Source organism: Streptomyces sp. RKAG290 (genome assembly GCF_023701695.1).
Classification (GTDB): Bacteria; Actinomycetota; Actinomycetes; order Streptomycetales; family Streptomycetaceae; genus Streptomyces.
In genome coordinates, this window is sequence record NZ_JAJOZC010000001.1 from 1 (window position 1) to 22,598 (window position 22,598).

The window sequence follows — 22,598 nt, forward strand, 5'->3', positions numbered from 1 at the left end:
AGAGATCGTACGGATTTCCTACGCGGGGGTAGGCTCCTGCGGCTCTCTTGCTATACCTTCCGTCTAACAGCTTGCTAGACGTCACGTCTAACAAGCGGGGCGGCGCTCGCGGCCATCGGTCTCATCGAGTGGGCACGGGATGAGGCACCGGCCGGGCGGCGTCGGGTCGATCTCGATCTCTCTCGACAAGAGGAGCCGCAGCATGGCAAGCAGCACTGTCCGGCCGGAGGACCAGGACCGGCTCGCCGAGCAGGACGTCGCCCGACGCCTGCTCGATTCGGCCGCGAAGCTCTCGTACGACCCGGCCACCGAGGTGGACTGGGACACACCGCTCGACACGGACCACCACGGCGCGAGCCCCGAGTGGAGCACGCTCTACGGCACCGCGTACTGGCAGGAGTTGACCGAGGCCCAGCGCAAGGCGCTGACGCGTCAGGAAGCCGCGTCCGTCGCCAGCACGGGCATCTGGTTCGAGATGATCCTGCAGCAGATGGTGCTGCGCGACATGTACGCCAAGGACCCGACCGATCCACGGTTCCAGTGGGCGCTGACCGAGGTCGCCGACGAGTGCCGGCACTCCATCATGTTCGCCCGCGGCGCCGCGAAGCTGGGCGCCCGGCCTACCGGCCGCACCGGATGGTGGTCGAACTGGGGCGGGCCTTCAAGACACTCGCCTTCGGCGAGGCGGCCTACGCCGCAATCCTCGTCGCCGAGGAGGTGCTCGACGTGATGCAGCGCGACTGGATGCGGGACGAGCGGGTCGCTCCCTTCGTCCGGACGATCAACAACATCCATGTGGTGGAGGAGTCACGGCACATGAAGTTCGCCCGTGACGAGACCGCAGGCGGCTGCGGAACGCGGGCCCGCTGCGCCGGCACATCAACTCCCTCGTCGTCGCGATCGCGTCGTACTACATCGTCACCAGCATGGTGAACCGCGAGGTCTACGCGAACGCGGGTCTCGACGCCGGGCGCGCCAGGGCCGAAGCCGGGGCCAACGAGCACCACAAGTCCCTCATGAGGTCGAGCTGTTCGGGCCTGATGGAGTTCCTGTCCTCGGCACGCCTGCTCACCGGGCCGGCCCTGTTCTTCTACAAGCGCGCCTCCCTGATCTGATCCGAGCCGACAACCCGAGCTGACGAGATGACCTACGCCATCACCCAGACCTGCTGCAGCGACGCCACCTGCGTCGCCGTGTGCCCCGTCAACTGCATTCACCCGACGCCCCAGGAACGGGCCTTCGGCAGCACGGAGATGCTCTACGTCGACCCGGCGACGTGCATCGACTGCGGCGCCTGCGCGGACGCCTGCCCGGTCGACGCGGTCTTCCCGGTGGACAGCCTCTTCGGGGCGCAGAAGGAGTACGCGGCGATCAACGCCGCCTACTTCGCGACCAGGAGCCGGAGCCTGCCGCCGGGCCCAACTTCCATGCCTGGGGCGAGCCTTCGTACCCGCGCAGCCTGCCGTCCGACTTCGCACCGATCCGGGTGGCGGTGGTCGGCACCGGGCCGGCCGGGATGTACGCCGCCGAGGACCTGCTGCTGCACACCAACGCCGAGGTGACGCTGGTCGACCGGCTGCCGGTGGCCGGCGGCCTCGTCCGGTACGGCGTGGCGCCCGACCACCCCGCGACGAAGAAGGTGGGCGAGACCTTCGCACGCTTCCACTCGCACCCCGGGTACGCATGCATCTGGGTGTGGAGGTGGGCAGGGACCTCACCGCACAGGAGCTCGCCGCGCACCATGACGCGGTGATCTACGCGGTCGGCGCCTCCACCGGCCGCCGGCTCGGCATCCCGGGTGAGGACCTGACGGCCAGTACCTCGGCCACCTCGTTCGTGGCCTGGTACAACGCCCACCCGGAAGTCCCGCCGGAGACCGTGTCGCTGGACGCGGAGCGGGTGGTCGTCGCCGGCAACGGCAACGTCGCGCTGGACGTCGCGCGCATCCTCGTCACGGACCCCGCCGCGCTGGCGGGCACGGACATCGCCGACCACGCGCTCGCGGCCCTGCGGGACTCGAAGGTGCGCGAGGTCGTGCTGCTGGGACGGCGCGGCCCCGAGCACACCGCCTGCACCGCCTCCGAACTGCTCGCCCTCAAGCACCTGCCGGGCGTGGAGCTGGTCGTCGACGACCAGGATCCGAGGACGGGCGGGACGATCGACGGCGCGGCGCCGGGCGACAAGGCCGCCCTGTTCCGCGACGTACCCGGGAGGCGGTCGACTGGTCGCTGCCCCGGACGGGGGACGACGCATCGTCTTCCGCTTCCACTCCGCGCCCGTGGCGGCGCTGGGTCCCGACCGCGTCGAAGCCCTGCGCGTGACGGGAGCCGGGGGTGAGCAGGAGATACCAGCAGGCCTCTTCCTGCGGGCGGTCGGCTACCGCGGCCTGCCGGTGCCGGGCCTGCCCTTCGACGAGGCAACCGGCACCGTTCCGCACGAGGGCGGCCGGGTGACCGGCATGGCCGGGACGTACGTCGTCGGCTGGATCAAGCGGGGACCGGCGGGCGGCATCGGAGCCAACCGCACCTGCGCCGCCGAGACGGTCGGCACGCTCCTGGAGGACGCCATCGCGGGCGTTCTGCCCTCTCCCGCGCATCCGCCAAGGCGTTCCAGCGCCTCACGCGCAGGCGCGGCGGCGACGTCGTGGACGCTCGCGGACTGGCGGCCATCGACCGGGCCGAGCTGGCCCGCGGCCGTGAACACGGCCGTCCCCGGGTCAAGATCGCCACCGTGCCCGCACTGGTCGCGGCCTCGAAGGGCGGCCGCTGGAGGCCGTCGAGCTGACCGGACCGCCCGGAGCGGGAGCGGACCCGTGACAGCCGATGCCGGGTCTGCTCCCGCTCCGGGCGATGACAGTCGCCCGGCACCAGCCGTCGGCACCGGGACTCACCGGACCGGACGACCGGAGCGATCAGGCTTCGTCCGTCGGGTCCGCAGCCTGCCCCCTGGCCCGCTTGCCGACGACGGCGGCCGCCGCCACCGCGCTCCCCGCGAAGGCCAGAGCCACCGTCCAGGGGCGGTCGAACGCGTGACAGGTGGCGTGGTCGACGGAGTAGCGGCCTGGACCGGTCAGGCCGATCGCGGCGGCGGTGAAGCCGAGGAAGGCCGGGTACTCGTAACCGCCGCCCTGTGCGAAGAATCCGGCGGGTGCGTGGACGGCCACGGCTCCCGCCATGGCGCCGGCCGCCGCCGCGCCGGCCGCGGGGTGGCGAGGCCCAGGGCGAGCAGAACGCCACCGCCCGCCTCGCCGAGTCCGGCCGCGACCGCACTGTGCTTGGGCGGATGGAAGCCCATGGCCTCCATCGCGGCGGTGGTGCCCTCGATGCCACCGCCGCCGAACCACCCGGCCAGCTTCTGGCTGCCGTGCGCGGCCAGCACGGCGCCGGTGCCGACGCGAAGGATCAGCAGGCCGAGGTCTCGACGGTTGACGCTGCCCATGAGGTCTCCGGGAGGTATCGGGGGCTTGCCACGGACGCAGGGGCCCTGGGTGCGGTACGCAACCACTCTCCGTGCCGCCGGGCCCGGACGGGTCCCGGTGTTACGCCGTCCGGGCACTCGCGGACGGACCGTGCCCCCTGCCGCAGTGCGACCAACGTCATTGTGCAACTTGTTGCACAATGACGATCCGGTGGTCTAGAACTGGATCGACGACACTGCGCGAGGAGCCGCCGCATGAGCCCGTACCCGCACCTGCTGAGCCCGCTCGACCTCGGGTTCACCACCCTTCCCAACCGGGTCCTGATGGGGTCGATGCACATCGGCCTTGAGGAGGTCGAGCACGGCTTCGAGCGGATGGCCGCGTTCTACGCCGCCCGCGCACGCGGCGGGGTGGGCCTCATGGTCACCGGCGGCATCGCGCCGAACGACGCCGGCTGCACGTTCCCCGGCGGCGCGAAGATGACCACGGAGGCGGAAGCCGCGCAGCATGAACAGGTCACCGCGGCCGTGCACGCGGCCGGCGGCCGGATCGCCATGCAGATCCTGCACTTCGGGCGCTACGCCCACCACCCCGGCCTGGTGGCCCCGAGCGCGATCAAGGCGCCGATCAGTGCGTTCACCCCGCACGCGCTGACCGACGAGGAGATCGAGTCGACCATCGACGACTTCGTATCCGCGGCCGCGCTGGCACAGCGCGCGGGCTACGACGGCGTCGAGATCATGGGCTCCGAGGGCTACCTGCTCAATGAGTTCATCGCCGCCGCCACCAACCACCGCGACGACCGCTGGGGCGGCTCGTACGAGAACCGCATCCGCTTCCCCGTGGAGATCGTGCGCCGGGTCCGTGAGCGGGTCGGCAGTGACTTCATCCTGATCTACCGGCTGTCGATGCTGGACCTGGTGCCCGGCGGGTCGTCGCTGGAGGAGGTCGTGCAGCTCGCCCGGGAGATCGAGGCGGCCGGCGCGACGATCATCAACACCGGCATCGGCTGGCACGAGGCCCGTATCCCCACCATCGCGACGTCGGTGCCGCGCGGCGCTTTCACCTGGGTCACCGAGAAGGTGCGGGGTGCCGTTTCCGTACCGCTGGTGACGAGCAACCGGATCAACACCCCCCAGGTCGCCGAGGAGATCCTGGCGGCGGGCCGCGCGGACATGGTGTCGATGGCCCGGCCGTTCCTCGCCGACCCGGACTTCGTCGTGAAGGCGAGTGAGGGCCGTGCGGACGCCATCAACACCTGCATCGGCTGCAACCAGGCCTGCCTGGACCACATCTTCAGCGGCCAGGTCACCTCCTGCCTGGTCAATCCCCGTGCCTGCCACGAGACGGAGCTCGTCCTCTCGCCGACCCGGACCCGCAAGCGCGTCGCGGTCGTCGGCGCCGGTCCCGCCGGGCTCGCCTGTGCCGTGACGGCGGCCGAGCGCGGGCACGCCGTGACGCTCTTCGACGCCGCCGACGAGATCGGCGGGCAGCTCAACGTGGCACGCCGGGTCCCGGGCAAGGAGGAGTTCAACGAGACGCTGCGCTACTTCCGTACCCGGCTGGCGGAGGAGAAGGTCGAGGTCCGGCTCTCCACCGTGGCCACCCCCGGCGAGCTCGACGGCTTCGACGAGATCGTCCTGGCCACCGGGGTCACTCCCCGCACCCCGGCGATCCCGGGCGTCGACCACCCCAGTGTGGTCAGCTACCTCGACGTGTTGCGCCACGGGGCGCCGGTGGGCGACCGGGTCGCCCTCGTCGGCGCGGGCGGCATCGGTTTCGACGTGGCCGAGTTCCTGACCGACGGCGGGGACGCGGCGAGCCTGGACCCCGAGGCGTTCTTCCGGCAGTGGGGCGTCGACACCGAGTACCGCGAGCGCGGCGGACTCGGCACCGCCGAGCGGCCGAAGTCGGCCCGCACGGTCCATCTGCTGCAGCGCAAGGAGAGCAAGGTCGGCGCGGGGCTCGGCAAGACGACGGGGTGGATCCACCGCACCGAACTCCGGCACCGGGGCGTCACCATGCTGGCGGGTGTCGGCTACGACCGGATCGACGACGACGGGCTGCATGTCACGGTCGACGGGGAGCAGCACCTGCTGCCGGTCGACACGGTGGTGCTCTGCGCGGGCCAGGACCCCCGGCGTGACCTGCACGAGGAGCTGCTCGCGGCCGGCCGTCCCGCGCATCTGATCGGTGGCGCGGACGTCGCGGCCGAACTGGACGCCAAGAGGGCCATCCGCCAGGGCACCGAACTGGCCGCCTCGCTCTGACCTGGGCGGCCCCGCGACGGCCGGGCGGAGCGGTCCCGCGTCGCGGGGCCGCTCGTCGGGCCGGCCGCGGGAACATCCGGCCGTCCTTAGGATGCACCCCATGTCACTCCCGCACGCGATCCTCACCGCCCTGCTCGAAAAGCCTTCGTCGGGGCTGGAGCTGACCCGCAGGTTCGACCGGTCGATCGGCTACTTCTGGTCGGCCACGCATCAGCAGATCTACCGCGAGCTGGGAAAGCTGGAGCAGGCGGGGCAGATCAGGGCACTCGTGTCGGCGCAGCCCGCCCGCGGCCGGAAGAAGGAGTACGAGGTGCTGCCCGCGGGCCGCGAGGCGCTGTCCGCCTGGGTGGCCCGGCCCGAGGACCCCAAGCAGGTCCGCGATCCGCTGCTGCTGCGGATGCGGGCGGCGGCCATCGTCGGAGCGCCCGGTCTGGACACGGAGCTGCGGCGCCATCTGGACCTGCACCGGGCGCAGCTCGCGGAGTATCTGGCGATCGAGGAGCGGGACTTCCCGCCGGAGCGCGACGCGGCCGGGACCGGCTGCGGCATCTGGTGCTGCGTGGCGGCATCGATCTGGAGAACTTCTGGATCGGCTGGCTGACCCGCGCGCTGGCCGAGGACACCGCTCCCGCGGCCGGGCCCACTGAGTAACCGGCTGAACGGCCCCGCGTGCGCGCCACCGTTCAGCCCTGCGCCGGATTCCGTGTGAGCCGTGCGAGCCAGGCGTCGAGCGGCTCGGTCCGCTCCGGCAGCGGCGTGGCCGGGTCCCACCAGCGGACGGCCGCGATCTCCTCGTCGGGCCGGAAGGTGCGCAGCGCGGTGGTGCGGCCCGTGAACAGCGCGCCGTATTCCGCGCGCCGGTCGGGTCCCAGGAGGAAGGCCGCGTAACCCACGAAGGCGACGGGGTGGTCCGGCTGCTGGCCGCTCTCCTCAAGGAGTTCGCGCAGCGCCGCCTCGCGAGGCGTCTCCCCCGGTTCGATCGTCCCGCCGGGGAGCTCCCAGCTGTTGCGGTAACGGTCGAACACCAGGAGCACCTTGCCGTGGTGCCAGAGAGCCGTGAGGGACATGGGCACGGGGGCGTCGCCGGGAGGCTCACCCTCCACGCCGTGGCTGAAAGCCGCAAGGACGTTGCCGCGGTGGCCGAGGACCGGCGGCTCGGGCGGGAGTTCGGTCACCGGACCGTTCTTCCCCGCCCGGCCCAGGAGAATGCCGGCGGTTGTCCGGCGTCACCGCGCGGCGGCCCGCAACCACCGGCGCAGCGGGGCTACGGGACGGGCCTCAGGAGCGGCCGGCCCTGATCCTCCGGAAGTGCCCGGGTTCATGGTGCAGCGCCCGCGGACTCCGGATCACGACCCGGGAGGGGTGACGGGAGCGGGCACGGCCACGACCGCCTCGGGTGCGGGCGCAGTCCCGCCCTGCGCGCGGCTCAGCAGGAGTACTCCGCGTACCGCCGCTGCCGTGCCCAGCAGCGCCGGGATCAGACTGATCGTGCCGCCCTGCAGGCGCTCGCCCAGCAGGGCGAGGCCGATGACTGCCGCGGCAACCGGGTTGGCGAGGGTGACGACGGCGAGGGGTGCGCCGAGGCCGCCGCGGTAGGCGGTCTGGGAGAGCAGCAGTCCGCCCATCGCGAAGGCCGAGACGAGCAGCGCGACGACCACCAGGCGCCAGCTGAACAGCGGGCCGTGGTGTGGTCGGTGACGGCGACGGTCAGCGTCTGGGTGAGCGCGGAGGCGACACCGGAGGTGATGCCGGAGGCCGCGGCGTGCCGCAGCCCCGGGCGGGCCCCGGGCGGCTGAGGCCGGCGACGACGGCCATCGTCCCGGCGCCGACGGCCAGCGCCTCGACCAGGCTCAGCGTCTCGTGCGGAGCGGACCCGCCGGCGGTCAGCAGCAGGGCTCCGAGGCCGAGCAGGGTGAGCAGGGTGCCGCGCCACTCGGTCGTGGAGACGCGGCGTCCGGCCGCGCGGGCGCCCAGCGGGACGGCGGCGACCAGAGTGAGGGCGCCCAGCGGCTGGACGAGCGTGAGCGGCCCGTACTTCAGCGCGGCGACGTGCAGCAGCGCGCCGCCGGCGTTCAGCCCGACGGCCGACCACCATGCCCCGCGCGCGAGCATCCGGAGCGTCCCGGTGCCGGGTTCGGTGCGCCCGGCGAGCCGTGCCTGAGCCACCGCGGCCGACGCGTACGCGGCGGCGGAGACCAGGGACAGCGCGACGGCGATCAGGGTGGCGTTCATCGTCCGGCCCCGGACGACGCGTAGGACGGGGAGCGGCCGTCGGCACGGGCGGCGGTGGCGTACGGGCGGGTGGGCGCGGCCGGCCAGGGGATGTGCACCCCGACGGGGTCCGTGCGCGGCAGCCGCAGGGCCGCGAGCGCCACCGAGAGCAGCGCCGCGACCACGATCGAGTCGAGCCAGTAGTGGTTGGCGGTGCCGACTATGACGAACAGGGTGACCGCCGGGTGCAGCAGCCACAGCCAGCGCCACCGGGAGCGGGTCGCGACGACCAGGCCGACACCCACCATGAGCGCCCAGCCGAAGTGCAGCGAGGGCATCGCCGCGAACTGGTTCGCCATCGAGTCGGTGGCGGGCGTCGATCCGTACACCGTCGGCCCGTACACCTGCCCGGTGTCGATCAGCCCGGTGGCGGCGAGCAGCCGTGGCGGGGCGAGCGGGAAGAGCAGGTGCAGGGCCAGTGCGGCGCCGGTGAGCACGGCGAGGACGCGCCGCGACCAGAGGTAGTGGCGGGGGCGGCGCCAGTACAGCCAGCCGAGGAAGAGCAGGGTGGCCGGGAAGTGCACGGTGGCGTAGTAGGTGTTCGCCAGGTGGATCAGCGTCTCGTCGTGGAGCAGCAGGCCCTGTACGGCGCCCTCGCCGGGCAGGTGCACGGCCCGTTCGAGGTCCCACACACGTCCTGCGTTGTGGAACGCCTCATCGACGTGACCGTTGGCCGCCTGGCGGCCGAACTTGTAGATCACGAAGAGTCCTGCGACGAGAAGCAGCTCGCGGACGAGGGGCGGTCGGGCAGAAGTGTCCGGCTCCCGGTCCGCAGGCTTGCTACCGGTGTGCATCACCCGGTGCCCCTTACTGACGAAGCGCTGTTACGGCGGCATGGAACGGTCCATGCCGTATCGATACGCCAGTGTACCGATACGCGAACGTATCGGAACACTCGCGTATCGGTACACTGGCGTATCGATGGACCTCGTCGCAGAGTCGCAGAGAGGGAAAGCGCATGTCGTCGCAGGAAACCGAGCAGGAGGCGGCCCCCACGCCGCGCCGCTCGAAGATCACGCCGGAGCGGGCCCAGGAGCTCTACACGGCCGTGCTCGACATGCTCAGAGAGAACGGCTACGAGTCGCTGACCATGGAGGGCGTCGCCTCCCGGTCCCGCTGCGGCAAATCCACCCTGTACCGCCAGTGGGGATCCAAGCCGGAGCTGGTGGTCGCGGCCCTGCACGGCACCCGGCGGGGCCTGCTGCCGCGGATCGACACGGGCACACTCGCGGGAGACCTGCGCGAGGCGGCGCGGGTCATCGGCGTGGGTTCCGGCCGCGACACCTCACTGATGCTGGCCCTGAGTCATGCCGCCCTGCAGAGCCCGGAGCTCCTGTGCGCGCTGCGCGAGGCGCTGATCCTTCCGGAGATGGCGGCGATCGACGCCATGGTCAAGCGCGGCGTGGAGCGTGGCGAGGTGGCGGCGGACAACCCCGCGAGGGAGTTCGTCTCCACCCAGCTGCTCGGCGTCATGCGCGCCCGGCCGATGCTGGCGGGGACCCACGCGGATGAGACCTTTCTCATCCGCTTCGTGGAGGGCGCGGTCCTTCCCGCACTCGGCCTGGACGCGTCGGCGTCCGGGTCCTGACAGACGTGGGTCGTCGTCCGAGCGGATGACGACGGCCCGCCCGCGCCGCACCGTGGGGACGGGGGCGGCGCGCCATCCGGCCGGCCGGCGACTTCTCGCGAAGTCGCCGGCCGGCCGCGGTTCGGGCCGGGAACGGCCGCCGCCCGTACCGGCTCGGCATCTTCACCACCAAACAAACGATTGGTAGATTGACCAGGTCCCGGCAAGCGGCGCACCCGGCACCAGCAGAGGCGGATCATGGACATCGGCAACCCTGTGGACTTCTCCGGGCGGGCGGTGATCGTCACCGGCGGCACCAAGGGCATCGGCGCCGCGATCGCCCGGGCCTTCCTGTCGGCCGGCGCCCAGGTGCTCGTCTGCGGGCGCCGTGAGCCCCGGTCGCTGCCCGCGGCCGGCGGCCGCACCGCGCACTTCCGGGCCACCGACATCCGGGACCCGGCGGCGGCGGCCGCGCTGGTGGAGACCGCGGTGGCGCGCTACGGGCGGCTGGACGTACTGGTCAACAACGCGGGCGGCTCCCCGACGCCGAGGCCGCGACCGTGTCACCGCGGTTCGTCGAGAAGGTCGTCGCGCTGAACCTGCTCGCCCCGTTCCATACGGCGCAGGCGGCGAACCGGGTGATGCAGAGCCAGGACACCGGCGGCTCGGTCATCAATATCGGCAGCGTCAGCGCACACGCGCCGCAGCCCGGCACGGCCGCCTACACCGCGGCCAAGGCCGGACTGCTGGGGCTCACCCGGGCGCTGGCCCTCGAATGGGCGCCGAGGGTGCGCGTCAACCACATCACGGCCGGGCCGATCCGCACCGGGACCGCGGCAGCGGTGTACGGCCCGGACGAGGGCGCGGCGGTGGCGGGCGTGATCCCGATGCGGCGGATGGCCGTGCCGGACGACGTGGCACGCGCCTGCCTGTACCTGGCGGGCGGGCTGGCCCACTACATCAACGGCGCCGATCTGGCGGTGCACGGCGGGGGCGAGTTCCCGCCAGGTTCCTGGCCCGTGAGAGGGAGGCGAGAGCCCCCTTCTCGTCCCCTTGACGATATGCGGCTGCCCCATTATCGTCGTGATGACGAGAACGAGGGGTCCCATCATGGCCGACATCACCAGGCGCTTCGGCTGGCGCCATCTGCGCTCCGCGCCCACCGCCCACATCCGCCACCACAAGCGCGGCCGGCTCGCCCATGACGGGGCGGGTCTGAGCTTCTGGTACCGGTCGCTCAGCGCCGCGCTCTCCGAAGTCCCGGTCAACGACCGGGAGCTGGCCATGGCGTTCCACGCCCGCACGGCCGACTTCCAGGACGTCACCGTGCAGGCCACCGTGACGTACCGCATCAGCGATCCCGCCGAGGCAGCCGCGCGCCTGGACTTCTCCGTCGACCCGGACTCCGGCGTCTGGCGCGGCGCCCCGCTGGAGCAGATCGCGACGCTGCTCACCGGGACGGCCCAGCAGCACACCCTGGACGTGCTGGCCCGCACCCCGCTGGCCGGCGCCCTGGTCGACGGTGTGGCCGCGGTGCGCGACAGGGTCGCCGCCGGCCTGGCCGACGAGCCGCGGCTGCCCGCCACCGGCATCGAGGTCGTGGCGGTACGCGTCGTCGCCATCCGGCCCGAGGCGGAGGTGGAACGCGCCCTGCGCACGCCCGCCCGTGAACAGATCCAGCAGGAGGCCGACCGGGCGACGTACGAACGGCGGGCCGTGGCCGTCGAGCGCGAGCGGACCATCGCCGAGAACGAGCTCGCCAGCCAGATCGAACTCGCCCGCCGCGAAGAGCAGTTGGTCGAGCAGCGCGGCACCAACACCCGGCGCGAAGCCGAGGAGAACGCGGCAGCCGACGGGGTGCGCGCCGAGGCCGAAGCGGCCCGCAAGGTGCGGATCGCCCGCGCGGAGGCCGAAGCGGCCCGTGAGGTCGGCGCGGCCCGCGCCGAGTCCCAGGCGGCCTGGCTGCGGGTGCACGGAGAGGTGCCGGCCACGACCCTGCACGCACTGGCAGCCACCCGGCTCGCCGAGAACCTGCCGCGCATCGACAGCCTCACCCTGTCGCCCGACGTCCTCACCGGCCTGCTCACCAAGCTCGGCCGGCCCGCACCGGAGACCCGGGCATGAGCCTGGCCCCCCGAGCCGTCCTGGTCCACCGCACCACCGAGTACGAGGAGTTGCTCGCACGGCACGGCACCCACGGCCAGGCGGCCTTCTTCCTCTCCAGCCGGGGCCGGTCCATCGAGGAGGTGGCCCGGCGGCATGAGCGGACCCGGCAGGCGCTCGCCGATGTGGCGGCGGCCGTGCCGCTGCAGTGGCGCCAGTCCCGGGTGGAGCGCCAGGACCTGGACCGGTTCCTGTTCGCACCAGAGGACGTCGTGGTCGTGGTCGGCAGGACGGACTGGTGGCCAACGCCGCCAAGTACCTCGCCGGCCAGCCGGTGGTCGGCATCGACACCGATCCCGGCCGCAATCCGGGAGTCCTGGTCCGCCACCGGCCTTCGGACGCCGGCGCGCTGCTGCGGGCGGCCGTGGCTCCGGGCGCCTCGGCGGACGAACTCACCATGGTCGAGGCGGTGGCCGACGACACGCAGCGGCTGCTCGCCCTCAACGAGATCTACCTCGGTCCGTCGGGGCACCAGACCGCCCGCTACCGGCTCGGCCCGGACGTGGCGGACTCCCCCGCCGAGCCGCAGGCCTCGTCCGGCGTCCTGGTCGGCACCGGGACCGGCGCGACCGGGTGGCTCCGGTCCCTGTGGCAGGAACGCCGCAGCCCGCTGGCGCTGCCGGCCCCCACCGACGCCCGGCTGCTCTGGTTCGTCCGGGAGGCCTGGCCGTCACCCGTCACGGGCACCTCGCTGGTCTCGGGCGAGCTGGGCCGCGGCCACGGGCTGCGGCTGACCGTCGAGTCCGACCGGGTGGTGGTCTTCGGCGACGGCATGGAGGCGGACGCACTGGAGCTGACGTGGGGTCAGACCGTGCGGCTCGGCATCTCGGACACCTCGCTGCGGCTGGCCGGTTGCTGAAGTCCCCGGCCCGGGCGCGCCCGTAGGCTCGCTCCTCGTACGGACCCCACCGATCACTCCCCCGATCACTCCGAGGAGCATCATGGACAGCGACGCGGCGCAGGTACCCGCCCGCAACTCCCGCCCGCCACTGGCCCAGGCCGCGCTGGGCGTGGGCGTGATCGTGCAGGACCCGCAGGGGCGCATCCTGCTCGGCCGGCACCACAGCGGCACGTGGGAGCTGCCCGGCGGCAAGGTCGACCCGACGCACGAGTCCATCGCGGCGGCAGCGGTACGGGAGCTCCGCGAGGAGACCGGGCTGGCGGTCGCCGAGCGCGACATGAGCGTCTTCGCGATGCTGCACGACGCCGTCGCCGGCATCAACCGGGTGACGATGGCCGCCCTCGTCGTCCTGGAGTCGGGCAGCCCCCGGGTGACCGAACCCCACCTCATCAGCACCTGGCAGTGGACCCGGCCCGAGGCCCTGCCGGCCTCGCTGTTCGACCCGTCGGCGCAGATCCTCGCGGCCTGGCGCCCCGATCTCGGCATCGAGCACCCGCCCGCGCACCGGCTGAACGTCTCACCGAGAGTACGCAGGCACACCCCTAAGCTTATTAATCATTTGCCTAGGGGTCATAGGCAGAGTTAGCGTCGTCGGTATGAAGGCCGTGACCGAGCAGGACATCCGCACATCGTTCGTCAACTGCTCCAAGGGAGAAGCCAAGCGCCTGCCACTGCCGCGCGATCTCGAGGAGCAGCCGTGGGACGATCTCGACTTCCTCGGCTGGCGTGACCTCTCCGCCCCGGGCGCAGCTACATCGTCACCGAGCACGACGGCAGGCTCACCGGCATCTCACTGCGTTTCCCCTCCCAGCAGCGCGGCTTTCTCCACCGGAGCATGTGCTCGCTCTGCCTCACCACGCACCCGGGCAGCGGGGTCTCGCTGATGACCGCCCGCAAGACCGGAACGGCGGGGCGCGAAGGCAATTCGGTCGGCCTCTACATGTGCACCGACCTGGCCTGCTCGCTCTACGTGCGGGGGAAGAAGGCCGTGGCCTCGGGCGCGCGCTTCGAGGAGTCGCTGACGCTGGAGGAGAAGATCGCGCGCACCACGGCCAACCTCTCCGGCTACGTGGCCAAGCTCTTCAGCTGAGCGGCCCGCGGCCCCGCGCCCGCGCAGCCACCCGTCGGCGACCCCGCCGCACGGGCATCCGCGCAGGCCCGGCTATCCTGGCCGCCGAACCGGACACGGGGTGCCCCATACGGGGGCTGAGAACACACCCGTCGAACCTGAACCAGTTAGCACTGGCGGAGGGATGTCTTCATGTCGTTGCCGTACGCCCCGCACGAGCGCACAGCCGTGGACCCACGACCCGCATTCGACGGGCGCATGCCCACCGCCCCCGGCGATCTGCGCATCGAGGCACACGGGATAGCCCCCGTTCCGAGGACCGCCGCTACGGCGGACCCGGCCGGCTGTTCACTGTCTGGTTCGCCCCCAACCTGACGATGACCGGCGTCTTCACCGGCACCGTCGGTATCGCCCTGGGCCTGGACTTCGCCACGGCCCTCACCGCCGTCGTGCTCGGCACACTCGTGGGCGCCGTCCCCACCGCGTACCTGGGTACCTGGGGCAGCCGGACCGGCGCCGCTCAACTGCCTCTCGCACGACTCGCGTTCGGACGGGGCGTGGTACTGCCCGGCGCGCTGCAGTGGCTGTCGTCCATCGCCTGGGACGCGCTGATCGGACTGTTCGGCGGGGACGCGCTGGCCCAGTTGTGCGGCTGGCCGTTCTGGCTGGGAGTGCTGGTCATGATGGCGGCCCAGGGCGCGCTCGGCGTACTGGGGTACGAGGTGATCCACCGGCTCCAGACCGTGATGACCTTCGCTCTCGCCGCCGCCTTCGCCGTGCTCTCCGCGAAGCTCCTGCACGGTGTCCACCCCGCCACCAGCGGTTCCGTGCACGGCGCCGACCGGGCGGGCGCGTTCGTCCTGACGTGCACCATCGCCCTGAGCCTGGCGCTCTCCTGGGCGCCGTACGCCAGCGACTTCAGCCGCTATCTGCCGCGCACCGCCTCCCGGCCGCGGATGTTCTGGTGCACGCTGCTCGGCATCAGTGTCTCCTTCGTGGCCGTTCAGACTCTCGGCCTGTGGGGTGCGTCCGTCTTCACCGACCAGACCGCGCGAGGTATCGACACGCTTCTGGGAGGCGGCGCCCTCGGCGCGTTCGGGCTGCTCGCCGTGGCACTTGCCGCGCTGTGCAGCAACGCCATGAACGACTACAGCGGATCACTGGCGTTGCAGACCATGGGGGTCCGGCTGCCGCGTCCGCTCGCCGCGGCACTCGCGGCCGCCCTCGGTTTCCCGCTCGTCCTGTGGATGCACGCCGCCGACACCACCACGCGCTTCCAGAACGTGCTGCTCATGGTCGGCTACTGGATCCCGGGGTTCGTCGCGATCGTGGCCGTCGACTGGATCGTGCGGGCGAGGGCCCGTGGCGGCGCCCCCGTCGACCTGGCCGCCGAGAGCGCTCACGGGCAGCCGTGGTGGCCCGCGCTCACCGCCTTCACCGTCGCCTTCGCCGCCGCGGTGCCGTTCATGAGCACCAGCCTGTACGTGGGCCCGGTGGCGAAGGCGCTGCACCACGCCGACCTCGCCTACGGTGTGGCGTTCCTCGCGGCCCTGGTGGTCTACCTCCCGCTGCGGCTGCGCCACCGCCGCTGAACCGCAACGAGGGTCTCGGCCCCTCTGCACTGCGGCGCCGCCCCGCTGCCGGTGGGAGACTGGGCGTGTGACGGACAGCGAACACGGCATGGACCGGCGTCTGGAGCGGGCGATCCTGGAGCTGCTGGAGCGTCGCGGCCCGACCGCGACGATCTGTCCCTCCGACGCCGCACGCGCGGTGTACACGCAGGACGACGACGGCTGGCGCGCCCTCATGGAACCGGCCCGTCGCGCGGCCCGGCGTCTGGTCGCGGCCGGCGAGGCGGAGATCACCCAGGCCGGTCAGCCGGTCGACCCGGACCGGGCCCGGGGGCCCATCCGTATTCGCCGTGCTCGCTGACAGCCCGGCCATCACCTCCTCCGGAACGGGCTCCGCCCGGCCCGCGCGTTGCCCTTCCGACTCCGCATCCGCCGAAGGGCCGGAGAGGGTGAGCCCGCCGGGCCTCAGAAGGCGTACCTGACGCGCAGCCACGGCGCGTGTGCGGCCAGCAGTTGCTGGATGCGTGTCAGTGACTGCCGTTTGATCTCCAGGGAGTAGCGGACGTTGAGGGCCCCGTTCTGCGAGCGCTTGCTCTCCTGGGCGGCCGGCTGCCACAGCACCTCCTCGGCGCGGGGGTGCCAGCCCAGGTTGACCTCGTGCAGCGACCGGTTGTGGGTCAGCATGATGATCTCGGCCGCCGCCTGCCGCTTCACCCGGTCGGGCAGGACATCGTCGAGGTGCGTGAGCAGGTCGGTCCAGTCCCGTTGCCATCCCGGTCGCAGGACGACGGGCGAGAGGTTGAAGTGGACCTCGTAGCCGGCGTCGAGGAAGTCGGCGGCCGCGGCGATCCGCTCGGCGATCGGGCTGGTGCGGATGTCCAGCAGCCGGGCGTCGTCGGGCGGCATGAGGGAGAAGCGCACCCGGGTCCGCCCCTGCGGGTCGAGTGCGAGCAGGTCGGGGTTGACGAACTTCGTCGCGAAGGAGGCCTTCGCCGTCGGCAGGCCGCGAAAGGCGGCGACGAGATCTGCGGTGTTGTCGCAGACCAGGGCGTCCACCGAACAGTCGCCGTTCTCACCGATGTCGTAGACCCAGGCCTGGGGATCACACTGGTTGGGCTCCGTCTTGGGGCCCTGGGCCCGTACGTGGCCGCGGACATGGGCCACGATCGCCTCGATGTTGGTGAACAGCGTGATGGGGTTGGCGAAGCCCTTGCGACGGGGGACGTAGCAGTACGCGCAGGCCATCGCGCACCCGTTGGAGGGCCCGGGAGCGATCCAGTCGGCCGACCTGCCGTTGGGGCGCGTCAGGAGTGTGCGCTTCACCCCGAGGACGAGCGTCTCCGTCTTGATGCGGACCCATCGGGCGATGTTGCCGTCGTTCCCGTGGAGGGAGGGGATACGCCAGTGGCTCGCGACCTCGGTCACCCGCACCCCCGGCAGCCCGGCCATGATCTGCCGGCCGCGCGGGGAGTCCAGTGCCGCAGGCTCCGCGTAGACCTCCCGCACGTCGAGCATCCGGCGCGCCTGCGGGCTGTCCCGGAACGCCGACGGCGCGTGCGGCTCCGGTGCGATGCCCGACCAGTCGAAGAGCGCCTGCTGCTCGGGCTCCCCCGGGGCGGATTCCGCCGGCGGCTGGTCCACGTGCCTTGCCTTCCTTTCTACGACTTGACTGTCAGTCGCGGCGGCCGCGTTCCTGTTCCAGCAGGGCGTCGAGATCGCGGAGCCTGTCCAGCCCTCGCACCGCCCGGGTCATCCGCGCGTTGTGTTCGAACCGGTCGCGGTGGCGGTGCAGCAGGTTCCAGTACCCGGCGGTGAAGGGGCAGGCGTCCTCACCGACCCGTACGGACGGTTTGTACCGGCAGGGGCCGCAGAGGTCACTCATCCGGTCGATGTAGGCGCCTGCGGACGTGTAGGGCTTGGTGGTCATGCGTCCCCCGTCGGCGTACTGCGACATGCCCACCACGTTCGGGACCATGACCCAGTCGTAGCCGTCGACGAAGCTGCGGTGGAACCAGTCGGTGACGGCCCGTGGCTCCCAGCCCCGCTGGAGGGCGAAACTGCCCAGGATCATCAGGCGGGGGATGTGGTGTGTCCAGCCTGTCGTCCTGACCTGTTCCAGGACGTGGGAGAGGCAGTTCGCCCCGGTGCCGTCCGGGGACAGTTCCGCGAACCACTCCGGCAGCGGCCCGTGGTGGCCCAGGACGTTGCTCGTGCGGTACTGCTCGCCGAAGTACCAGTAGACGTGCCAGACGAACTCGCGCCACCCGGCGATCTGCCGCACGAACCCTTCGGCGCTGTTGAGCGGCACCTCGCCCGCCCGCCATCGCTCCTGCGCCCGCTCGACGCATTCGGCGGGGTCCAGCAGTCCGAGGTTGAGCGACGTGGAGAGCAGGCTGTGGCTCATCGTCGCGTCCCCGGACAGGACCGCGTCCTCGTGTGCGCCGAACGTGACGAGCCGGCGCTCCACGAAGCGACGGAGCGCGGCAAGTGCCTCCCGGCGCGTGGCCGGAAACCCGCGCGGACCGTCGTCGCCGAGGAACTCCACGTCGCCGTCCCGCACCCAGCGGTCGAGGTCGGACCGCACCTCGTCGTCGATCTCGCTCTCACGGGGGCGGTAGGGCGCCGGTACGCCCAGGTCGGTGGCGCCACGAGCCGGGGGCTGCCGGTTGTCGTGGTCCAGGTTCCACCGGCCGCCGGCGGGGCGGTCACCCTCCATCAGCAGGTCGTGGGTCTGCCGCACCCAGCGGTAGAAGTCCTCCTGACGGAGGTGTTTCGTTCCGCGGCCGTCCGCCCAGGCCCTGAACTCGTCGTGCGTCACGAGGAAGCCACGCGCCGGCAGCACGCGCACGGAGGGCAGCGTGCCTACGAATGCGTGGGCAGCGTGGGACGTCGGGTGGTGCACGGTCACCGGGGCGTCCCCCACCGCCTCGCGCAGGCCCTGACGGTAGGTGTCCGCCTTGACGTACCGCACGCGGTCACCGAGCTCGGCGGCCCGGTGGCGCATCGCCGAGAGCACGAGGTGTGCCTTGGCGCGGTGGAACCGCCGCCGTCGGAAGACGCCCCTGGACTCGATCATCAGCAGCGGCGTGTCCCGGTGCGGACCGCCGCGTGCCGGATCGACGAAATGGGGGCCGAGCTGATCGCCGAACAGCCAGTGGGGGGTGCCGGACTCTTCCTCGGTCATGCCGGGCGCTCCCTCGATGATCTGTGGCCCGGCCGGCTGCCTTCGCGGCGGGGAACCTTCCCGCACGATCAAAGCGCACGACGGCGCCGGTCGCGTCCGGCACACGCCGGGCGCCACGTGCGCGTGACCGTGTCACCGTCCCCGGGGGTCCCGTCGGGAAAAAGGACGTGGATGCGGTCCCTCCGTGTCGGGATCGGGAGACTCCCCCACGAGACCAGCGCCGCCACGACCACCGGCGCTCCGGACCGACCTGATTCGCCGACGCCGGTCAAGGGCTCAGGCCCCAACTGTCCCCAGAACTGATCAAGGGCCGGTTTCGGATTTCTCCGAAACCGGCCCTGACCTGCGACTCTTTCGAGTCGGGACGACAGGATTTGAACCTGCGACCCTTGACCCCCAGTCAAGTGCGCTACCAAGCTGCGCCACGTCCCGCTGCGATTCCCCCCGGTTTCGCCGGGCGGCTGCGCAGGACAAACATTACCTCACTCGGTGGACCGGATCGACGCCCGTGCCTGCTGGGCGCGGGCCGCCAGGGATTCCGCGCCGCAGGCCGTGGCCAGCTTGTGCGCCCGCGCGAGTTCCCGCGGGGAGCGGGTCGCGACGCCGTAGTCGACGAGGGCGAGTGCGAGCTCGTAGCCGGACGGCGACGCCTCCAGATGACGGACGGCCTCGCGGAGCAGGTGCACGGCCTCCTCCGGGCCGGCGAAGAGCGAGACGCAGCGCAGGGCCTCGCCGATCGCGGTCTCCGTTCCGAAGCGTTCGGCGTGCACGCGGGCCGAGTTGGCGAGCTGGGCGGCGCGGACCCGGTCGTCGTCGGCCAGTGCGCGGGCGAGGTCGCCGGCCCACGGGCCCCAGATGCCGTTGAACCTGCCGCGGGGTTCGAGGGACTGGCCCGCCGCCTCCAGTTCCGAGACGGCTTCCTTCGTACGGCCTTCGGCGAGCAGCAGACGGCCCCGGACGCACGGGGCGTCGGGCAGCACCATGGCGCTGGGGTAGGGCTGACCGAAGTCGTACTGGTCGGCGATCTTGCGGGCATCGGTGATCCGGCCCCGGGCCAGCAGGGTGTCGATGAGCAGGCAGGCGGCGTCCCAGTGGACGGGCAGTCCGCTGCCGACACGGTCGGCGAGGCGGAGCCCCTCACGCAGGAAGCCCTCCGCCTCGGCGAGTCGGCCGCGACGGCGGTGGACCAGGCCGAGGAGCGTGTGGGCGAAGGCCAGATGGGCGCCGCTCCAGCCGGAGATCTCGAAGGCGCGCACCGCCTCGCCGAAGAGCTCCTCGGCACGGTCGAGTTGGTCGGTGAAGGCGTAGGTGATGCCGAGCAAGGTGGGGAGTTCGAAGCCCCACTCCGTGTCGGTCCAGCCGAGGCCGCGGGCGGGATGGCCGTTGACCAGGGCGCGTTCGCAGAGGTCCACGATCAGCTGGGAGTTCTCGCCGCGCAGCATGGCGTCGAAGGCGCGCAGCGTGAGCAGGGCCCGCTCGGCGTTGTCCCGGCCGGCGAGGTGGTCGGCGTTGGCGGCGAGCCGACGGGAGCGGCCCGGTCCGTCCTCCTCGGCGGCCTGCATGCCCTCCCAGAGGAAGTGCGCGGCTTGCAGGCGCATCAGGCCGGGGCCGGGTGCGGTGCGCTCGGCCTCGGCCGCGAGGGCGAGCGCCGCCTCCTTCAGCTGGTTGTTGTGGGACAGCGCGGCTGCGAGCCGGTAGGTGGCGTCGACCCGCAGGTCGTCGGCGAGACCCGGGAGGTCGAGCGCGGCCCGCAGGTGCTGCACCGTCGTGGGCGGGGAGCTGAGCAGCGTGGCACAGCCCAGTTCGTAGAGCAGGGTGGCGCGCACGTCGTGGCGCGGGGGTTCCTGCATGGCGCGTTCCAGGCAGCGGCGGGCGGCTTCGGGGGCGCCGACCGCGAGGTGCTGGTTGGCGGCCGCCCGTAGCTGCTCGACCAGCTCCTGGTCGTCGTCCGGATGGACCTCCAGCAGGTGGCGGGAGGCCGCTGCGGGACCGAGGCCGGCCCGGGTGATCGCCCATGCGGCCCTGCCGTGCATGGCGGTGCGGGTGGCCGGCGGAATCGAGCGGTACACGGCGGTGGCGATCAGCGGGTGCACGAACTCCAGCGGGTCGAAGCCGCTGACGATGCGGGCCTCGCGCAGCCGGGCCGTGCAGTCGGCCGCCTCGGCGGGACTCATCCCGGCGAGGGTGGCGGCGAGGTCCTGCGAGATGTCGGTGCCAAGGACCGCGGCGGCCCAGGCGAACCTGTTGGCGTTGGTGCCCAGCCGCTCCAGCCGGGCGACGAGTCCGCTGCCGCGGGCCGACGCGCCGAGTTCGCGCAGCAGCCCGGCGGACTCCTCCAGCGGGGCCAGTTCACGGTCCTGCACCTTGGCGACGAGCTCGACCGCCTCGTACGGGTTCCCGCCGGTGACGGCCCAGACCTCACGGCAGAACGGGTCGTCGGCGTGGTCCCCGAGACCCGCCCGCACCAGTTCGGCGGTGGCGTCCGGTGTGAGGGCCCGCAGCGCGACCCGTACCTGCGCCGGATGACCACCGGCGGCGGTGCGCTCCGACTCCCGGGCCGCGAGCTCCTCGGGCCGGTGCGCCTGGACGACCAGGACCGGCAGTTCACCGAGCCGGGCGGTGAACGAGGCCAGCCAGGCCAGGGATTCGCCGTCGGCCCAGTGCGCGTCGTCGATGACGAGCAGCAGCGGGCGGTGGCTCAGCCGGGAGGCGAGCCGTGAGACGACCCAGTCGAGACCGTCGCGCACACCCTGCGGATCGGGTTGCGGACCGGTCGGCTCGACGAGCCCCAGCGCCGGTGCGGCGATCTCGTACCAGGCGCCGAACAGGGCCCGTACGTCATCGGCGGGGAACTGGTCCAGTGCCGGCTGCAGCAGTTGGCGCACGACGTGGAACGGCACGGAGGTGACGGTCTCGCCGCCGCGTGCGGACCAGACGGTGCACCGGTCTGCCGCCATGGCCTGGATCTCGGCCAGCAGCGCGGTCTTGCCGATGCCTGCTTCGCCGCTGAAGATCAGCAGCCCGCCGGCTGCCTGCGCACCGCAGAGTGCGTCAACGGCTTGTGCGGCAGCGGCGAGTTCCGGTTCGCGCTCGTACAACGGCCGGGACGGCTTCATGCCTACCCTCCCCCAAAGTGGTACGGACAACTTCCGAGACTAGTCGTGCGCGGGGCCCACCGACAGGGGTTCGGGCAGTTCGCCGCAGGTGCGGGCACAATCGGGGGTGGACGAGACTCGTAGGGACCGCGACACCGAGGGCCGGGCGCACAACGCGCGCCCCCGCGACGGGCTGGGACGCCCCTTGCCGTACGGAACGCCGGGGGTGGAGCGGCAGCCCGAGGGTGTGGTCCGCTCCCCGGAGGAGACCGTGCGCGAGGCGCAGCGGCTGCTGGACGCCGGGATGCCGTTCCACGCCCACGAGGTCTTCGAGGACGCGTGGAAGTCGGGCCCCGCGGCGGAACGGGAGTTGTGGCGCGGGCTGGCCCAGCTGGCTGTCGGGCTGACCCATGCCGCCCGGGGGAACGTGACGGGCGGGGCGCGGCTGCTGCGGCGGGGCGCGGCGGCACTTTCGGAGTTCGCCGGGCCCGGGGACGCCGACGCCTCCGACGTCTCCGGGACGCGTCCGAGGATCAGCTGGTGCACGGGATCCGGGTCGGTGCGCTGGCCGGCTGGGCGCGGGAGCTGGCCGGGCGGGTGGAGGACCCGGGCGCGAGCCCGGTCGACGCCGCTGTGGAGGCGCCGCGCCTGCGGACCGGCGACCGGTAGCGGCGTGGTGGGGCGGGGCCGCGGGCGCGTCCTTTCCCTGCCCTTGACCGAGAGCGGTGAACAGGGCCGCGCGAAGCTATTAACATCCCGGCTCATGAGCACTTCTGACCAGGAACAGGCCGTGGACGCCCCGATAGCCGCACCCGAAGCCGGGGAGTCGAGGCTGACGCCACGTCAGGCGAGACGGCTGCGCATCGTCCTCTCCTCGGTCGGGATGGCCGCGATGGCGGTCGTTCTGGGGCTGCGGATCGCGAGCCGGTCCTCCGTCCTGGTGGTCGGGGTGTACGGGCTGGCGCTGATCCTGTGCGGGATCGTGATCGAGCTCAGCAGGAACGGCCGGACCCGGCTGGGCAGCTGGCTGCTGGGCATCGGCCTGGTGGCGGCGATCGGTTCGGACTGGCTGCTGATTCCGTGAGCCAC

The 22,598-nt window shown here is 72.4% G+C and carries 11 protein-coding genes, 1 tRNA gene, 10 pseudogenes and 1 riboswitch; of the genes and pseudogenes, 14 read left to right on the forward strand and 8 right to left on the reverse strand.

The window, feature by feature from the left end:
• The first annotated feature begins 202 nt into the window (after window positions 1-202).
• A pseudogene (locus LNW71_RS00005) lies at window positions 203-1,115 on the forward strand (diiron oxygenase).
• A 27-nt stretch (window positions 1,116-1,142) separates the two neighbouring features.
• A pseudogene (locus LNW71_RS00010) lies at window positions 1,143-2,784 on the forward strand (FAD-dependent oxidoreductase).
• A gap of 127 nt (window positions 2,785-2,911) precedes the next feature.
• On the opposite strand, the pseudogene LNW71_RS00015 reads toward LNW71_RS00010, so the two are convergent.
• Window positions 2,912-3,438, reverse strand: a pseudogene (locus tag LNW71_RS00015) (DoxX family protein).
• A gap of 234 nt (window positions 3,439-3,672) precedes the next feature.
• Here LNW71_RS00015 and LNW71_RS00020 point away from each other — a divergent pair.
• Entirely contained in the window at window positions 3,673-5,688 is a 2,016-nt protein-coding gene (locus tag LNW71_RS00020; protein ID WP_250966326.1) for an NADPH-dependent 2,4-dienoyl-CoA reductase, read from the forward strand.
• A gap of 100 nt (window positions 5,689-5,788) precedes the next feature.
• Window positions 5,789-6,339: pseudogene (locus tag LNW71_RS00025) on the forward strand (PadR family transcriptional regulator).
• Window positions 6,340-6,371: 32 nt separating this feature from the next.
• Here the strand turns inward: LNW71_RS00025 and LNW71_RS00030 are convergent.
• From LNW71_RS00030 to LNW71_RS00040, 3 genes and pseudogenes are all read right to left on the reverse strand, one after another.
• On the reverse strand, window positions 6,372-6,863 hold the full coding sequence (locus LNW71_RS00030) for an NUDIX hydrolase (protein WP_250966327.1): 492 nt from the start codon (window positions 6,861-6,863) through the stop codon (window positions 6,372-6,374).
• 103 nt (window positions 6,864-6,966) lie between these two features.
• Window positions 6,967-7,920, reverse strand: a pseudogene (locus LNW71_RS00035) (hypothetical protein).
• Window positions 7,917-8,753: a phosphatase PAP2 family protein gene (locus tag LNW71_RS00040; protein ID WP_285337901.1), complete on the reverse strand. Its 837-nt coding sequence runs from the start codon at window positions 8,751-8,753 to the stop codon at window positions 7,917-7,919. The pseudogene LNW71_RS00035 and the gene LNW71_RS00040 overlap by 4 nt, the downstream one beginning before the upstream one ends.
• A 164-nt stretch (window positions 8,754-8,917) precedes the next feature.
• On the opposite strand from LNW71_RS00040, the gene LNW71_RS00045 reads away from it, so the two are divergent.
• The 8 genes and pseudogenes from LNW71_RS00045 (at window position 8,918) to LNW71_RS00080 (ending at window position 15,591) form a co-directional block, all read left to right on the forward strand.
• A complete protein-coding gene (locus LNW71_RS00045) occupies window positions 8,918-9,547 on the forward strand; it encodes a TetR/AcrR family transcriptional regulator (protein WP_250966329.1) in 630 nt (209 codons plus the stop codon).
• Window positions 9,548-9,784: 237 nt separating this feature from the next.
• A pseudogene (locus tag LNW71_RS00050) lies at window positions 9,785-10,530 on the forward strand (SDR family oxidoreductase); the annotation flags it as partial.
• Between the two features lie 106 nt (window positions 10,531-10,636).
• Window positions 10,637-11,650 (forward strand): SPFH domain-containing protein, encoded by a 1,014-nt coding sequence (locus LNW71_RS00055; RefSeq protein WP_250966330.1) that lies wholly within the window; start codon window positions 10,637-10,639, stop codon window positions 11,648-11,650.
• Window positions 11,647-12,548: pseudogene (locus tag LNW71_RS00060) on the forward strand (hypothetical protein). Before LNW71_RS00055 ends, LNW71_RS00060 begins: the two are co-directional and overlap by 4 nt.
• 82 nt (window positions 12,549-12,630) lie before the next feature.
• Window positions 12,631-13,176 carry an NUDIX hydrolase gene (locus LNW71_RS00065; RefSeq protein ID WP_250966331.1) on the forward strand — a complete coding sequence of 182 codons (546 nt, stop codon included), beginning with the start codon at window positions 12,631-12,633 and terminating at the stop codon, window positions 13,174-13,176.
• Window positions 13,177-13,186: 10 nt separating this feature from the next.
• Window positions 13,187-13,680: pseudogene (locus LNW71_RS00070) on the forward strand (FBP domain-containing protein).
• Window positions 13,681-13,766: 86 nt separating this feature from the next.
• A riboswitch (TPP riboswitch) is annotated at window positions 13,767-13,861 on the forward strand.
• Window positions 13,852-15,251 (forward strand): annotated as a pseudogene (locus LNW71_RS00075) (cytosine permease). (Overlaps the previous riboswitch by 10 nt.)
• 88 nt (window positions 15,252-15,339) lie before the next feature.
• Window positions 15,340-15,591, forward strand: coding sequence for a DUF3253 domain-containing protein (locus LNW71_RS00080; RefSeq protein WP_250971843.1), 252 nt, complete (start codon window positions 15,340-15,342; stop codon window positions 15,589-15,591).
• Window positions 15,592-15,695: 104 nt separating this feature from the next.
• On the opposite strand, the gene LNW71_RS00085 is transcribed toward LNW71_RS00080, so the two are convergent.
• The 4 genes from LNW71_RS00085 to LNW71_RS00100 all read right to left on the reverse strand — a co-directional run bounded on the left by LNW71_RS00085 (window position 15,696) and on the right by LNW71_RS00100 (window position 21,530).
• Window positions 15,696-16,871: a spore photoproduct lyase family protein gene (locus tag LNW71_RS00085; protein ID WP_250966332.1), complete on the reverse strand. Its 1,176-nt coding sequence runs from the start codon at window positions 16,869-16,871 to the stop codon at window positions 15,696-15,698.
• A gap of 31 nt (window positions 16,872-16,902) precedes the next feature.
• A complete protein-coding gene (locus LNW71_RS00090; protein ID WP_250966333.1) occupies window positions 16,903-18,414 on the reverse strand; it encodes a cryptochrome/photolyase family protein in 1,512 nt (503 codons plus the stop codon).
• A 359-nt stretch (window positions 18,415-18,773) separates the two neighbouring features.
• Window positions 18,774-18,846 (reverse strand) — tRNA-Pro (locus tag LNW71_RS00095).
• Window positions 18,847-18,896: 50 nt separating this feature from the next.
• On the reverse strand, window positions 18,897-21,530 hold the full coding sequence (locus tag LNW71_RS00100) for an AAA family ATPase (RefSeq protein ID WP_250966334.1): 2,634 nt from the start codon (window positions 21,528-21,530) through the stop codon (window positions 18,897-18,899).
• Window positions 21,531-21,636: 106 nt separating this feature from the next.
• Between LNW71_RS00100 and LNW71_RS00105 the strand changes: the two are divergent.
• Both LNW71_RS00105 and LNW71_RS00110 read left to right on the forward strand, forming a co-directional pair.
• Window positions 21,637-22,178 (forward strand): annotated as a pseudogene (locus LNW71_RS00105) (DUF309 domain-containing protein).
• A 94-nt stretch (window positions 22,179-22,272) separates the two neighbouring features.
• Window positions 22,273-22,593 carry a hypothetical protein gene (locus tag LNW71_RS00110; RefSeq protein WP_250966335.1) on the forward strand — a complete coding sequence of 107 codons (321 nt, stop codon included), beginning with the start codon at window positions 22,273-22,275 and terminating at the stop codon, window positions 22,591-22,593.
• Window positions 22,594-22,598 lie beyond the last annotated feature (5 nt).

Excerpts from the sequence above, each read along its gene's own strand:
- LNW71_RS00055 (WP_250966330.1), top strand. The coding sequence starts at position 10,637 with ATGGCCGACATCACCAGGCGCTTCGGCTGGCGCCATCTGCGCTCCGCG.
- LNW71_RS00110 (WP_250966335.1), top strand. The coding sequence starts at position 22,273 with ATGAGCACTTCTGACCAGGAACAGGCCGTGGACGCCCCGATAGCCGCA.
- LNW71_RS00080 (WP_250971843.1), top strand. The coding sequence starts at position 15,340 with ATGGACCGGCGTCTGGAGCGGGCGATCCTGGAGCTGCTGGAGCGTCGC.
- LNW71_RS00090 (WP_250966333.1), bottom strand. The coding sequence starts at position 18,414 with ATGACCGAGGAAGAGTCCGGCACCCCCCACTGGCTGTTCGGCGATCAG.
- LNW71_RS00020 (WP_250966326.1), top strand. The coding sequence starts at position 3,673 with ATGAGCCCGTACCCGCACCTGCTGAGCCCGCTCGACCTCGGGTTCACC.
- LNW71_RS00040 (WP_285337901.1), bottom strand. The coding sequence starts at position 8,753 with ATGCACACCGGTAGCAAGCCTGCGGACCGGGAGCCGGACACTTCTGCC.
- LNW71_RS00045 (WP_250966329.1), top strand. The coding sequence starts at position 8,918 with ATGTCGTCGCAGGAAACCGAGCAGGAGGCGGCCCCCACGCCGCGCCGC.
- LNW71_RS00100 (WP_250966334.1), bottom strand. The coding sequence starts at position 21,530 with ATGAAGCCGTCCCGGCCGTTGTACGAGCGCGAACCGGAACTCGCCGCT.
- LNW71_RS00065 (WP_250966331.1), top strand. The coding sequence starts at position 12,631 with ATGGACAGCGACGCGGCGCAGGTACCCGCCCGCAACTCCCGCCCGCCA.